Here is a 391-nt window from a genome sequence, read left to right as displayed (position 1 = left end):
TGCGGATGTCCTGGTGGGGCATTCGATCGGTGAGGTTGCTGCCGCGCATGTGGCCGGGGTGCTGTCTCTGCCGGACGCGGCCACGCTGGTCGCGGCGCGCGGCAGGTTGATGCAGGCTCTTCCGGCGGGTGGGGCGATGCTCGCGGTGGGTGCTTCCGAGGCGGAGGTGCTGGCGGCGTTCCCGGACGTGGACGTCGCGGTGGTGAACGGTCCTGGGGCCGTGGTGGTCGCGGGGCTGGCAGCCGTGATCGACGCCGTCGCGGAGGCGGCGGGCGGGCGGGGTTGGAAGTCCAGCCGTCTGCGGACCAGTCACGCGTTCCACTCCCGGTTGATGGAGCCGATGTTGGAGGACTTCCGCGCCGTGGTGCGTGGGTTGTCCTTCGCCGAGCCT

Annotated in this window: 1 protein-coding gene; it reads left to right on the top strand. The window is 71.6% G+C overall.

Going from position 1 to position 391, the window contains the following annotated elements; all coding sequences use genetic code 11:
* Positions 1-391: acyltransferase domain-containing protein (locus tag PUR61_RS04460; RefSeq protein ID WP_329875844.1), on the top strand; the 391-nt coding region annotated here is incomplete at both ends.

The organism is Streptomyces sp. BE20 (assembly GCF_036322525.1).
GTDB lineage: Bacteria > Actinomycetota > Actinomycetes > Streptomycetales > Streptomycetaceae > Kitasatospora.
This window is presented reverse-complemented; position numbering and strand designations above follow the sequence as displayed.